This is a genomic window from Waddliaceae bacterium (assembly GCA_018694295.1).
GTDB lineage: Bacteria > Chlamydiota > Chlamydiia > Chlamydiales > JABHNK01 > JABHNK01.
Map to the genome: position 1 here is coordinate 1 of JABHNK010000035.1, position 14,039 is coordinate 14,039.

The 14,039-nt window shown below is 43.8% G+C and carries 14 protein-coding genes; 5 read left to right on the forward strand and 9 right to left on the reverse strand.

All coding sequences use genetic code 11. The annotated features are described in order from the left end of the window. Positions 1-274 precede the first annotated feature (274 nt). Both HN980_03810 and HN980_03815 read right to left on the reverse strand, forming a co-directional pair. The gene (locus tag HN980_03810) at positions 275-1,126 is read right to left on the reverse strand and encodes a hypothetical protein (protein ID MBT6928604.1); all 852 of its coding nucleotides are present in this window, start codon (positions 1,124-1,126) and stop codon (positions 275-277) included. A gap of 2 nt (positions 1,127-1,128) precedes the next feature. Then, complete coding sequence (locus tag HN980_03815; protein MBT6928605.1) at positions 1,129-2,598, reverse strand: hypothetical protein; 1,470 nt, start codon at positions 2,596-2,598, stop codon at positions 1,129-1,131. A gap of 76 nt (positions 2,599-2,674) precedes the next feature. Between HN980_03815 and HN980_03820 the strand changes: the two genes are divergently transcribed. Further along, positions 2,675-4,951, forward strand: coding sequence for a hypothetical protein (locus HN980_03820; protein MBT6928606.1), 2,277 nt, complete (start codon positions 2,675-2,677; stop codon positions 4,949-4,951). A 1-nt stretch (position 4,952) separates the two neighbouring features. Further along, on the forward strand, positions 4,953-5,723 hold the full coding sequence (locus tag HN980_03825) for a hypothetical protein (GenBank protein MBT6928607.1): 771 nt from the start codon (positions 4,953-4,955) through the stop codon (positions 5,721-5,723). A gap of 131 nt (positions 5,724-5,854) precedes the next feature. Here HN980_03825 and HN980_03830 read toward each other — a convergent pair whose 3' ends face one another. Together HN980_03830 and HN980_03835 are read right to left on the reverse strand one after the other, a co-directional pair. After that, entirely contained in the window at positions 5,855-6,220 is a 366-nt protein-coding gene (locus tag HN980_03830) for an HU family DNA-binding protein (protein ID MBT6928608.1), read from the reverse strand. 215 nt (positions 6,221-6,435) lie between these two features. Beyond that, entirely contained in the window at positions 6,436-7,713 is a 1,278-nt protein-coding gene (locus HN980_03835) for a tyrosine--tRNA ligase (GenBank protein ID MBT6928609.1), read from the reverse strand. 258 nt (positions 7,714-7,971) lie between these two features. Between HN980_03835 and HN980_03840 the strand changes: the two genes are divergently transcribed. Beyond that, entirely contained in the window at positions 7,972-8,199 is a 228-nt protein-coding gene (locus HN980_03840) for a hypothetical protein (protein ID MBT6928610.1), read from the forward strand. A 436-nt stretch (positions 8,200-8,635) separates the two neighbouring features. On the opposite strand, the gene HN980_03845 is transcribed toward HN980_03840, so the two are convergent. Beyond that, complete coding sequence (locus tag HN980_03845; protein ID MBT6928611.1) at positions 8,636-9,391, reverse strand: Nif3-like dinuclear metal center hexameric protein; 756 nt, start codon at positions 9,389-9,391, stop codon at positions 8,636-8,638. A gap of 74 nt (positions 9,392-9,465) precedes the next feature. Here HN980_03845 and rpiA point away from each other — a divergent pair, with 74 nt between their 5' ends. Together rpiA and HN980_03855 are read left to right on the forward strand one after the other, a co-directional pair. Continuing rightward, the gene (rpiA, locus tag HN980_03850; protein ID MBT6928612.1) at positions 9,466-10,131 is read left to right on the forward strand and encodes a ribose 5-phosphate isomerase A; all 666 of its coding nucleotides are present in this window, start codon (positions 9,466-9,468) and stop codon (positions 10,129-10,131) included. Positions 10,132-10,140: 9 nt separating this feature from the next. Beyond that, positions 10,141-10,557, forward strand: a complete 417-nt coding sequence (locus HN980_03855) for a bifunctional nuclease family protein (protein MBT6928613.1) — start codon at positions 10,141-10,143, stop codon at positions 10,555-10,557. A gap of 79 nt (positions 10,558-10,636) precedes the next feature. Here HN980_03855 and HN980_03860 read toward each other — a convergent pair whose 3' ends face one another. From HN980_03860 to nusB, 4 genes are all read right to left on the reverse strand, one after another. Next, positions 10,637-11,803, reverse strand: a complete 1,167-nt coding sequence (locus HN980_03860; GenBank protein MBT6928614.1) for a bifunctional folylpolyglutamate synthase/dihydrofolate synthase — start codon at positions 11,801-11,803, stop codon at positions 10,637-10,639. Next, complete coding sequence (locus HN980_03865; GenBank protein ID MBT6928615.1) at positions 11,803-12,639, reverse strand: PHP domain-containing protein; 837 nt, start codon at positions 12,637-12,639, stop codon at positions 11,803-11,805. The genes HN980_03860 and HN980_03865 overlap by 1 nt, the downstream gene beginning before the upstream one ends. Then, entirely contained in the window at positions 12,636-13,514 is an 879-nt protein-coding gene (murB, locus tag HN980_03870) for a UDP-N-acetylmuramate dehydrogenase (GenBank protein MBT6928616.1), read from the reverse strand. The genes HN980_03865 and murB overlap by 4 nt, the downstream gene beginning before the upstream one ends. Positions 13,515-13,585: 71 nt before the next feature. Next, a complete protein-coding gene (gene nusB, locus HN980_03875; GenBank protein MBT6928617.1) occupies positions 13,586-14,014 on the reverse strand; it encodes a transcription antitermination factor NusB in 429 nt (142 codons plus the stop codon). Between the last annotated feature and the right edge of the window lie 25 nt (positions 14,015-14,039).

The following is a 14,039-nucleotide window of genomic DNA, read 5'->3' on the forward strand; positions in this document are numbered from 1 at the left end:
AAATCGAGATTTAAGCACTCTTAGTCTATCAGCAAACAACATCCAACATTTAATGGACAAAGATAAAGAATTAAAAGAAGATATCCGAGTTTTAAAAACCAGCCTTTCTAGAACTCAATAACCAAAGCCTGACCCCATTTTGACCCCATTTAAAAAACAGGAACTAAATAAAACCATCTTTTATATCTTATATGTTTATTAAAGATAGTCAATTGTAAGCGATTAAAGATTAAAGCACAAAGGCATTCTGGGTTAATGCTCAATTCTTAACGGGTTAAAGCCCAGAAAAAAATGTAATTCTTTGCTCCACGCGATCTTTTTTTTCTTGCGCTAATGATGGCAATTCCAACAATTTCTTAAGCAAGAGTAAAACAATAGCGTGTGCTTCTGGGTTCAAATTAGTTTTATATGCAAATTCTATTGCTTCATCAACAAGATCATCAAAACGATCTTCTTTGATGAGAAACAAGTCGTGCCCTTTATAATCAAGTATTTTAAAAAACAAATGCGCAATATTTTTATGTGCATCTATACTCAGATTGGGATTATATGATAGCGTTAATACTGCATTAATAAGACGGGTCAGACTACCTTTATCGCGTTTCTCTTTTATTTTTAGTAAACTATAAAGAAGATAAGAAATATTCCTATGTGCATCTATACTCAGATTGGGATTAAATGCTAGCTTTAATGCTGCATCAATAAGGCGGAGCCGAATATCTTCATCGAGGTCCATTTCTATTAACTTAACAAGGGCGAGCGCAACGTTTATATGTGAATCGCTGCTTGATTCGGTGGCAAAGGCTAGCGTTATTACCGCCTCAAGAACAGGTTCTTTATTTTGGCATACTATTTTATTAAAAAAACCATCTAAGAAATCGCTGGTAATGTTATCTTCTCTGGCTTGAAAAATCCCATTTAGAAAAACAACCTTATCGTCTTGTTTTTCTATGTCAAAAAAACGTGAACTATATTCGTCTACAGACAAAACAGTGTCTTCTCTAGGAGCTACTGATACTGCTCTAGTGCTCATTTCTCCTTGAGAGCGTGCTGTTGTGTGTTCCGTTGTTACGGGATGTACTCGTTGAGTTCTACGAGCGGGCCAACAACATTCAAGCGGGTTCATTTTTATACCTCATTTGTAGCAATCATAGAATGTTGTATTTTCCAGTGGTATGGTTTGAAGTGTGGCTGTATTGAGTATGCTACGAGGAAGTTCGCTCCCCAGAAGTCTTTGTTCCCTGCGAGAGGGACAACCTGTAATAGAGGATTGTGGTTTTCTGTTGTGATTTTCACTGCGCCATTATCGCTGACGAATGCTATAGGAATATTTTTCCCTTCGTAGCGTTCTAGTGAGTGCGGGTGTAGTGTCATTGTTCCGAGGTGGCATGTTTTTGCTTTTATATAGAAGACAAAGGCTATCTCTTCGGCGTTGTAGAGGTTAAGTATTGACGTTTCAATGGTGAGGGCATTGTTTTTTGCTTCTTGGCGTATATCTATCCATTTCTTTGTAGGCATATGTATGCCGTCTGGAGAATATGCTGATAGTTTTGCTCTTCCAGAGACTTCGAAGCCATCGTCGGTGATATCGCAGGAAAATGTCTCGCCTCCTTCGATGCCGAAGCCTTCGCATTCTCCTAGAGGAAGATATTGTGGGCCGTATGTTATGATATCGACATCATCGAAACGGCAAGCTCCGAGTCCGGTACCTCCTCCTGTCGCTGTCGATATTATCGTGAAATTTTCTCCGCGTATTCCGGCTAAGGCCAAGGTCTCATCACATATCGCTGTAGGGAGGTCTTCTTTGTGTGGTTGTGGCACTGGTGCTAGCGTCTCTGCCCATGCTGCTACTAAGAAAGGGTATGATCCCCTGCTATGTTCTAATCCTCCATCGAGGACTTTTATTGCGTTGCGGATTTCGCAGGCTCTATGTTCCATGAAAGCGTCGCGTGTTGCTATTGCAACGGTGCGGAAGAGCATGTAGTCGTATTGCATAACATCACGGGGATTGCCGTCAGGCTCTTGGGAATATATCCCCTGCAGTGGGGTTCCGTCATGGGCGATGGTGTTGTTGTGCCAGAGCGCTATGTTCCTCGCCGCGGCTATGAGAGTTTTGTCTTTGGTGAGGGATCCTATTGCCGCCCATATTGCTCCAAGCTCGGCATGTAGAGAGTGGTGTGGTATAGCTCCCCACATCCAGTGGTCTCCGGTCTCTAGTGGTGCAGCGCCTTTGTCGTATTGTATAGGAACGATATCACGAGGTTTCTCTCCTACGAGGATGGCGATGAAGGCGTCTATAGCAGATAAAAGCTGACATTCCCTCCATAAAGGTATACGGCGCAACCCATGAAGCATTGTCGACAGAGCAGAGCAATATTCTTCGCTTTGAGGATGATTTTGGGCGAGGATGGCAATGGCGAGGATGCCATGCAAAGCGTTGAGATGTTCTCGTGGTGAAAGCTCTTCTTCGCCGAAGCTTATTCCTTCGATATTCTCGATGAAATCATCGTCGAGTCCTCCGTCGGTGACATATTTTGCTACTATATCGTCGAAAATAGTAGCTCTTCCTTGATAAAAATATGTTAAAGTGTCTAGCATCACAGATGAACCTCATATTAGAAAGAGTATATATATACCTTTTTTACATATGAATTTTCAAGAAGGAAAATAAAGAATGTCTTTTATAGATAAAAATCTCTTTGCCCGCATAGGAGCATCAGACTTTGACAAAAACAAGTTACGCCTAGTAAAGAAAAGTACCCATGGCGGTCACGGGTGGAAAGTACAATATCTTGAAGATAACGAAGCGCAGGATATTCGAGACACTGCCGGCGTCGATGCTATAATAGATGGTACAAAGCTTCAAGAGCTTTTAGAAAGCGCCGCCAACAACACTCCCCTATCACAGCATGACGTCCAACAAGACACTGTCAAGGTCGTCAAAGATCGTTCTTTCAAGCTCTTCGCCAGAAGCATCCCTGGCGTCGAGACTAAAAAACATAAAACTCTCCGCGATCGCATCCCCGGGATGAAACGACGAGCAATACAAAGTGCTTCTATAATCGGCGAAGGTCTCGATAAACTAGAAAGGCTAGGATATACAGGAAGGGTCTTGAGAGGCAACTATTGGCTCGAAGAAGTTGTCGTGAAAGACAAAGGATATTCTTCTAATCAGGCTATTACATTGAAAGATTTATGGGAATTGGAACCCGACAACGACCTATCTTTTACGGAATGGGAAGAAAAGCGTTATCAAGAGTCGCCATATGAAAGAGCTCCAGAAAATCACAGGCTCTTTCTCGAGTGGGTAACACAAGATTCTTTTGAAAAGAAAGAAGTGTTGGCATATCAAGCCTCGGGGACAAAACTATCCATCGAAGAGTGGCGAACAGAAGAAGCGCAAAAAAGCAGCCCTTTTGCCGAGCCAGAATGGCTATCAAAGAAATACTGGGAACGCGGAAATAAAGCAAGCAAGACGCCACAAACCTTCGAAGAATGGAGGGCTAAAGGGATAATTTTTCATCAAGATGCCTGGAAAGAAATCTCAGAAGAAGCCGGCGTCACCATATCATTCCCAAAATTTATGCAGAGCATGAGGCGACTATATTTCATTTCGGCATTATCAATATCACCGGCTCTTTGGCTGAAAAAGGATGAATGGCAAGCTTCGGGATCGCCGCTTACCTTCAAAGAATATGTCCTTGACGGCGAATGGCAAAAAGAAAAAACAGAAGGAAAAACAACACTATTATTTGATGACTGGAAACAGGAAAAAGAAAGTAAGATGCGAGAAAAATATGCAGGAACGCATTTGCCACTCTCTTACGAAGATTGGATGGTACAGCAGGGTGACGACCGTTTTGTCGAAGTTAAGCCTTTTATCCGCCTTGATGAGGGGCAAAGAAAAGTCTATGAAGTTTCTATGCGCGATGACGGTACTTTCGTTAGGAATGGTCACACCTTCGATACCTCTTATGAAAGCACTGCTCATGGCGGAGAGGGATATGCTATAATAGTGATAAGTCCTGAGCAAAAAATGTACGCAGCCTCTCATATCCGTGGGGTCTTCCATCATTCCAGTTTCTTGGGTGATAGTGCCGTCCTTGCCGGTGGAGAAATAAAAACCGACTCTAGCGGTAAGATCATCGCGATATCGGGAAAGAGCGGTCATTACCGCCCCGAAGACACCGAGAATCTATATCTTCTAGAATACTTCTCTTCGCGAGGTGTCGATTTGTTGGATATTGATTTCACCTTCTTCACAAAGACCGGGGACATTAGAAGCGTCAAAGCACAAGAATACCTCGTGAAGCTACGAGAAACAATAGCACGCCGCAAGGATGAAAACAGGGTGTCTTTTACTGAAGAAGGCTCTATAACAAAAGGAAACGCCTTATATAAAACGCCGAAAGGCAGAAAACAGCTTCTTCTCTTCGACGAAAGAGGCGAAGCTTATGTAGGATCGAGTGCTCTCAAAAGCCTTTATCATGAACGGACACAAAAAGCCGCTATACAAAAGCTGGAACACAAAATCAAAAGTCTCAGAGCTGAAATAGAAACGATGAGAAAAAAGCCTCCCGAGGCAATAAAACCAAAAACGGGAAGAACGCAACCACTAATGCCATTGTTTTCAGATAGGGTCCAAAATAAAGAGGACAGTCTCAAGAAGCTGGAAAGACAGTTACAAGACATACAAAGAATGCTGTCAGGAGAAGTTCCCGGATATGGCGAAATTAAAGCTGGTGGTGCCGTGCAAACTGACGTCCAGGGACATGTCGTAGCATGCGACTTCCGAATAGGAGCCTACCCTATGACCAACAAAGAAATTATACACACCCTAAGAATGCTTCAAAGTAGAGGTACAGACCTCAAACGTGTAAATATAATATTCCCGGAAACGCGGCATAACAACGCCCTGGAATATCTACAAGATCTACAGAAGGAAAAATAATATGAAAGAAGAAAGCGTCGATACAACAACTTTAGAGGCATTGCTCTCTAGTCATCACTACAACATGCAGCGCGATATCGCGAACGCCTTCAGGGAAGAGCGTCTTGGCGATATTGTCGAGGGCGCTACACCTCTCGACATCGATGTCGAAGCTCCGAAGGTGGTGATGCATATCGTCCCTTTCGACACTGATGGCAACTGTGATCTATCGTCTTTATATGACGACGACGGAAAAAGGCTGACGCCTCTTTTTGCGACGACACATAAGGCTCTCTTTGTGAGACACTATAATATTCATGGAATCCTCAGCTCTGCGGCGGTATCACAACAGCTCAGTGCTATATCCTTCGTGCAGCAGTCGTATGTACAGCTTTTCCGCAATGGTTCTCTTGAAAGCGTCAATGGTGAGATCATCAACGGCAAAAATAAGACAATACCTATCGTCGCCATCGAAAAAGGCATCATAGAACGGCTTCCTATGTACCTTTCTGCGCTCCACGACTTAGGGATCAACACTGCGTGTTACGTAATGATTTCTGTGCTAGGCGTCAAAGATTTTTCTTTGGCGGTAAGCAGCGAAAAAGTTTCGTGGGACGACAGCCGTGAAATCGACCATGATAATCTAATACTTCCTCATGCTATTGTCGATACAACATACGGCGAAGAAGATGTCAAGGAAGCCCTTAAGCCTGCCTTCGATGCTCTGTGGAACAGTGCTGGGTATCCGGGTTCAGTGACCAGTGATCATCGATCAATGATCAATAATAATTGACGTTATGCGCCATCCAAAATGTAGTCTGATAATATTTTTGAGTGATGTAAAAAAGGCACACAAATGTGTGCCTTAGCAGTCTTTTTAGCAACAGTGTTACACGACCTTTCTTATATGAAAGGTTTAGTTCTTCACCAAGTTTTTACGCCGACTTCTTCGAGTTTTTTACTAGTATCTGTAGCGTATTTATCCATAACGTCAGATTTCGTTGATCCTTCGATGAGGATACGCATCTTTTTCCCTGAAGTGAATTTCACGGAGTTACGTGCTGGTATAATGATAGGCACTGAAGCGTTTTTAGGGTTACGGCCAATTTTTTGCTTGCGAAGAACGACTTCAAAGACGCCAAAGTCCCTAAATTCTAGTCTGTCACCTTCTGCTAGGCATTCTGTTATATTATCAAGAAACGCCTGTACAACGGTTCTAACATCTGCTGGGTTGATGTTATTTTTTTGTGCTATATCGTTTATTAATTTCTTCTTTGTCACTGTTGCCATGACATCTTCTCCTTGTTTGTTTAAAATCTAACTATTAACTATGCAATTTTTCTTTAGCGACACGGCATTCTTCTGTTTTTGTCATGCAGTCTAAAGGCGGTACGCCATTTGACGTTATAATACCTTAACTCTTTTATCTTTTGTATTCTTCATCCTTGAACATTTTCTATCAAGGCTTTTTTTAAACTTTTTTTAATCTCTCTCGTATTTTAGGCCTATAATCCTCTTATTGTTATAAGGATTTTACGCTTTTTTCCTGCAGCGATGAGGAACATCCTACCTTCTATTAGGTGTTTTTCTTCGATTATGGTGTTTTCATCTTCGACGACGACATTGTTAACGTATACACCTTTATTTCTTATAAGCCTACGTCCTTCGCCTTTACTTCCGAGGAATCCTGTCTGTACCATGATATCGAGGACTTTTTCCCCTATTACATCTTTGGCATCGGCTTCGGCGCTGGGGATATCTGCGGCGATACTTTCTAGTGTTTTTGCGTCGAGGACGGTCTTTGCCCCTGGCGCTGCTGCTTCTGTGGCTCTCAGTGCTTTTGTTACTCCTTCTTCTCCGTGGACGATACGAGTAACTTCTTCTGCGAGGCGTTTTTGTGCTGTATTGGGGATATAATCGTTATCTTCCATAGAGCTCTCATAGCGGCGTATCTCCTCTAAATCCATGAATGTCAGCAGCTTCATAAGCTTTATGACGTCGTCGTCGTGGATACGTACGAGATACTGATAGAAATCATATGGCTGTAGTTTTTCTGGTGAAAGCCATATCGTCCCTTCCTCACTTTTCCCGAATTTCTTTCCATCGCTACGGTTTAGCAGTGGGAATGTTATCCCTGCGGCTTTTTTCGTCCCTATTTTCCTGATAAGCTCCGTCCCTGCGGTGATATTCCCCCACTGGTCGCTTCCGCCTAGCTGTATAACGATATCTTCATTCTCGGCGAGGTGATAGAAGTCGTACGCCTGAAGAACCTGGTAGCTGAACTCTGTGAAGCTCAGGCCTTCGTCGGAGTTGAGTCTACTTTTGACGCTTTCTTTGGCGAGCATTGTTCCCATACGGAAGTTTTTTCCGATATCGCGTAGGAAAGCTATAAAATTTATGCCGCCGAACCAGTCGAGGTTATTGACGATAAGCGGCTTGGCGACGTCGCTATGTCGTGACAAGACAGTTTCGACATCTTTTGTGATACCAGCGACGTTACGTTTTATAGCTTCTTCATCGAGGAGTACGCGTTCTTTGCTTTTCCCTGAGGGGTCGCCTATCATCCCTGTTGCTCCTCCTATTAATGCTACTGGTGTATGTCCGCATCGTTGAAACCATGCTAATCCGATAAGTGGAACGAGGTTTCCGATATGTAGACTTTCGGCGGTAGGATCGAAGCCTGAATATATTTTTATTGGAGCTTGCAATAGGTCACGGACCTCTTCGCCGGTCATCGCGTCGATGAAGCCGCGCTCTTTCAAAATATCTATAACATTTTCCATATAGCCTTCTCAGGGGTGTAACAATTTCAAGTATAGTATCTTATATACTACTTTATGTCAACATTCAAACGTATCGTGTAATATTTTTTCAAGAAAAAAAGAAAAAAAATATTTGTTTTGTTATAATACCCATGATTGCGACCTATACTTTACCATAGGGTTTTTGCTGTGGTACAGGTGCGAAGATGAAAGACGAGCAAATGTTAAAACATTCGCGAGGACAGAATCAAAAATGTCGAGAGTGCCACTATTTTACGCATGCGTCGAAAGCTTGAGAAGAAGCTTTCCGAAGAGAAAAAGCTATTCACCGAAGAGGCTCTTAAAAAAGCGTCTTATTCTATGCGCATGTGGATAACGCGTCATGCGGGCAAGCGTATCAGCCTCAAAGACAAAGACATAAAGCTCTTCGACAACAATAAGCATACTGCCAAAATTTCTAGCCGTTATATCAACAAACTCCGGAAACAGATATCAATGATCAACTGATGTTACGCGCTACCGATTTTTTTACCACAGAATTTCTCAGGGCGGCCTGCCGCCCCTGCAATAAAAAATAACAAGCCCCATTTTTACCACAGAGGGAGAAGAGAGGAATCACAGAGTTTCACAGAGAGCGCCCACTGCGCAGAGAGCGCGCAGCGGACGCACAGCTGTCGCCATTGTCGTTGATTGTACTTCCTTTCTTTGTTTTTCCTATAGCAAACGTAAAGATACAATCTTACTCTTACGACAACGGCGAGAGGGGGCACTGCCGTGTCCAGGTTTATTCAATGTTCAATGAAAAAGGGGTCTGGGGGAAATTCCCCAGCCATATTCTTTTCTTCTCTGTGTTCTCCGTGGCTCTGTGGTGAAAAATCCTATTCCGAAATTCCTTCTTAATAATGACTATCGCGTAAGGTCACTGAAATGCGGTGTAGCCGCATTAAAATGGATTTATTGTGTCGATGAAGGAATGTTTTATATCGAACGTATCGGCGAGGTGTTTTCCTAGGGCTTGAGGTCCTACACGTTCTGTTGCTGTATGTCCTAATGCGCAGAAGTTTATTTTCTCTTCGTGTGCGATGTTCCAGATATATTCGTCGAAGCTTCCTGTTATGAAACAATCGACTTCTGCCTTTATTGCGTCGGATATGTTCCCGTGGGCGCCTCCAGACACTATTGCTGCTGTTGATACGGTTTCTTTTCCGCCCAATGCTGTTGCCGCGTTGTGTCCGTAATATTCTTCTAGTTTTTCTATGAAGGCCTCGCGGCTTATGGCGTCGAAAGCACCTTGTACGCCTATGGCAGTGCCATTATACACGCCGAACGGTTCGAGATCTTTCATGCCGAGGTCTTTCGCTGCCTTCCAGTTGTTGCCGTATTCTTGGTGCATATCGAGAGGAAGATGATAACCTATTAGTGTAATGTTGTTTTCGATGAGGAGTCTAAGTTTTTCTCTTTTTACTCCTTCGACGCTCATGGTGTCAAATTTCCAGAACATGCCGTGGTGTACGACGAGGGCGTCGACGCCAAGATCTACGGCACTTTGTATCGTCGGCAAGCTTGCTGAGACGGCAGTGGCGAAGGTTTTTATCTCTTTAGAGCCTTCGACTTGTATGCCGTTGGGGCAATAATCTTCGACGGGAGTGCTTTCAAGAAGTTGTGTAAGATACTGATAAAATTCTTGTAATGTAATCATGGCAATGGTAAAGGTTTAGTTATATATTTTGTTAGAACATATATCACATCAAAAGAGACACAAGCAAGGACATAATGGATATCAAAGAACTATTAGGGACGGAGTCAGCGGCGCTCATCGAAGATGGCATGGTTGTTGGCCTTGGGACTGGTACAACAGCGACGGCTTTCATCGAGAGCCTTAGCGAGCGTTGCCGTGGCGGCCTCAGAATCACTGCAGTAGCGACGTCAGAAGCAACGGCAGATCTTGCGCGGTCGCTAGGGATCACTCTTGTTAGCATCGAGGATGTTGACAACATTGACATCGTTGTCGACGGTGCCGATGAAGTCGACGACAATAAGCGTATAATAAAAGGCGGTGGCGGAGCGCTTCTTCGCGAGAAAATCGTCGCTACTATGAGCAAAAGGGTTGTAATCATTGTCGAAGAAGACAAGCGCGTCGAGAATCTCGGTGCTTTCGGCCTTCCTGTTGAGATAGTACCTTTCGGATACAAAGCCACGATAGAAAAACTTGTCTCTCTAGGTTATTCCGCGGAACTTCGTAATGATAACGGAGAAGCTTTCGTCACTGATGGTGGAAATTATATCGTCGACATTACTTTCGATGAACCTTTGCGTTCCCCTGAAGATGACAACATTAAAATCATAAGCGTCGTAGGCGTCATAGAGACGGGGTTTTTCTTCGGTATTGCTGACGCTATCTTAGTAGGATATCACGACGGACACACTGAAATTATATAAGGAACTATCATGGAAACAGCGCTGACTCCCCTTACTTTCGAGAAGATACTACAAACAAAGACGTATACTGCAATAATTATTAAAGCTCCGACGAAGAGTTTTGCCATATACGTCGAACCTACTGTTGGAATGCATATACAGTCTTCTATGCTCGACACCAAGAAACCGCGTCCACACACTCACGATATGATGACGATGATCTTCAAAGGTCTTGGTGTCAAGATGAAACATGTCGTTATCAACGACCTCCAGGATTCTATCTACTATGCTCGCATGGTTCTAGAACAGACGTTCGAAAGTAGCGCTAGACATATCGTAGAAGTCGACGCCCGGCCCAGCGACTGTATAACTCTCGCCCTTTTTAATAATATCCCTGTCTTCTGCACGCAGAATGTCGTAGATAATGCTCTTGCTTTTGAGGAATAAAAGAATAGCGTATAGTTATAGTGCATAGCGTATAGCAGTAAAAGTTAGAATATTTCTACCTATCCGCTAAACGCTATAACTATACGCTATTAAAAGGTTCTTCCATGATATAGCAGCTGCCGCATACGACGACGATGTCGTTATGTTTTCGTGCTGATGTTATAGCGTGCTGCATTGTTTCTGCTATTGTTGGGTGCTGTCTTTCTATTGTGACTGCATATTCGTCAGCTACGGCTTTAAGGGTTTTGGTCGTAACGCATCTGCTATTATTTCCTGCGACGAGATATAATGCGCAGGTATTTTCGGCGACGACTTTCATGCATTGTTTAATATCTTTATCGGCTGAGAGCCCCACCACAGCGCGAATACTTCTTTCTGGGTAGCTCCTATGTAGTGTTTTGAATAGTCGTTGAAAACCATCGGGGTTATGTGCGATATCGAAGACGACGGTAACGCCATCGACATCCTTAATATCGAAGCGGCATGGCAGTGTTGCTTTCAGACCTTTCTTTATTGAGGTCATAGAAATTTTTAGTTCTTCTAGGGCTTTTTGTGCTATGGCGTTGTTTTCTTCTTCGACGTCGTTATAATTCCCTACGACCTCTATTACTGGCGCTTCTATTTTCTTTGCAATATCTTGTATTCCCATCGAAAGCGCCTTAGGCCCCAGCACCAATGATGTTTTGGCTTTTATTATCCCAGCTTTTTCGTATGCAATATCGGCGATGGTATTTCCGAGGTATGCCGTATGGTCGATGCTTATCGACGTTATCACCGAGAGTATCGGCGTTATAACATTCGTGGGGTCGAGTCTCCCTCCTATTCCTGCCTCTATAACGGCGATGTCGATATTTTTCATCGCGAAATAATATAATGCCAATGCTGTTGTTATCTCGAAGAAAGTAGGTTCTATGTTGTTCTCTTCGCATACTGTTAATATCTTCGAAGCTATTGTTACGACGTCATCTTCGGAGATTTTTGCACCATCGACGACGATGCGCTCTCTGTAGCATGATATATGCGGCGATGTAAATGTCCCTACAGAATAACCATCACAATACAACGCTGCTGCTATTTTTACTGCAGTGGATCCTTTGCCATTAGTTCCTGCGATATGGACGGCTTTGAAGGAGTGTTGTGGATTTCCTAGCAAAGACGACATCCGTGATATCGTCTCGAGGCTTGTTTTGCGATCTTTACGAGCACCGAAGGAGAAGATTTTTTCTACTGTCGTCTTATAGTCCACTATAGTTCCTTCATTTTTTTTAGGAAGTGGTTATATAAGATATCGAACGTCTCTTTTCCCACCCACGAAGACCCCAGGAAGTTCTTTGGCTTAAGTTCTTCGCTGTGGTAGTCCGAGCCTCCAGTGACAATAAGTCCTCTATCTTCGGCTTTAGTCACCCAATAATGTTCTTGTTCTGGCGTCAGTGAGGCATAGTATCCTTCTATGCCATCGAAGTCTTTCTTCATCACCAAGTCTGCGACTTTTGGCGGTGTTATAAGGTGTGGGTGTGCTAGGATTGCCAATCCTCCAGCATCGCGGATGACTTGTATCATTTTCTCTACCGGCGATGCTTTAAGCGTCACGAAGCACTTCCTTCCATCACCGATATAACGTTTGAAGGCTTCGTTTGTTGTGGCGACATATCCGTTTTCTACCATAGCGATGGCGATATGTGTACGTCCGAGAACGGTATCACCTTCGGCATGGAGTTCTATAGGCATACCTTCTTTTCTTAGAAGTTCGAGTATTGCAGCGTTACGGTCTTCGCGATAGCTTATATGTTTCTGGCAATATTCTTCGATTAGAGGGTTTGGCATTGGAAATCCATATCCAAGGACGTGTACATTGACGCCTTGGAAGTTTGTAGAAAATTCCACTCCTGTAAGGAGTTTCATGCCGTTTCGCTCTGCGATGTCTAAGGCGCCGGGATATGCGGCGACAGTGTCGTGGTCTGTTATTGAAAGCCCACGAAGTCCTCGTTCTGCCGCTAGGGCGATGAGTTCTTCTGGTGTCGACACACCATCGGAGCATGTCGAGTGGCAATGTAGGTCGGCGTACGATGGTATTATTATCATAGTTCCTCTCGCTGGTATGGGATATAACGTATTTCTTCTTCTAGAACGACGTCATAATATTTTTTCACCTGTTTTTTTATCGTAGCGATTAGGGCAAAGACATCTTCACACGTCGCGCCTCCTTCGTTTACGATGAAGTTGGCATGAACGTTCGACACCCTTGCGCCTCCGACTTTGGCACCTTTCATAAAGCTCCCTTCTATAAGAGCTCCTGCAGACAATGACGCTGGATTGCGGAAGACACACCCTGCTGAGCGCTCTCCCCACGGCTGTGTTTCTTTACGGTATCGTACTATTTCGTTCTGTTTATTAAAAGCTTGTGGGTCGTGTTTCAAAGAGAGCGTCGCCGCCACGACGGCGCCGGGGATTTTCTGCAGCGAAGAATGTCGATATCCGAAGTCGATCTCTTCTTTTTTATATAGCGAGGATTCTCCTTTTTCGTCGATATGTACGACGTCGACAATAACGTCGCTGACATCGCTTCCTGCTGCGCCGGCGTTCATAGCTACGGCGCCTCCTACCGTCCCTGGTATCCCTGCTGCGAATTCTAGCCCTGACAGCCCCATCTTCGAAGCTTCTATTCCTAGCAGTGCGAAGCTATACCCTCCTCCTACTGTGAAGACACCATCGGCATGCTCTATGAATGTTATCTTATTGACGATGATGACGCCGTCGAAGCCGCGGTCGTCGAAGAGGCAGTTAGACCCTTTTCCTAGGATGATATATCTTAATTTGTTGTCGTAGCAATACCGCAAGGCCTCTTGCATTTCCTCGACAGAAGAAACTTCAACACAATGGCGTGCAGGTCCGCCGATGCCGAATGTCGACATCGTACTCAGTAGCACGTCGTTGTTGAAATCTTCTGGGAGCTGCATTGATATATCCTGTCGAGTATTATCTTATATAATATAATACGAGATATCGAGCAAAAGCGATACAAAAAAAATTATTTATCGTCAAGATCGCCAGGACAATGCTTACGGCATACAGCGTCGAGGATGGCGTTGACAAAAGACACAGACTCCGACGTGCTGAACTTACGGCACAAGCGTATAGCTTCTGCTAAAGCGACTTTTGCTGGGATGTCTTCATCATAAAGAATTTCGTATATAGCGAGGCGTAAGATATTGCGCTCTGCGCGTTGTATACGCTCGAAGTCGTAATCGACAGAAGTCTTTGTGATGATCTCATCGATATGCGACATCTTAGAAGATATCATCTCTACAACATCTCGTGCTGCATGGACATCTTTTCGTGTAACCTTAAGCTGTTCCATGACAAGCGCTGTTATGTCATCACCGATGCCCTCGCCGACATCATGGGCGAAGAGCATCTGAAAAGCTATTTCTCGGGATTTTTTCTTTGGCAGCATAATAATCTATTCGTTGTTGTTTATTAAG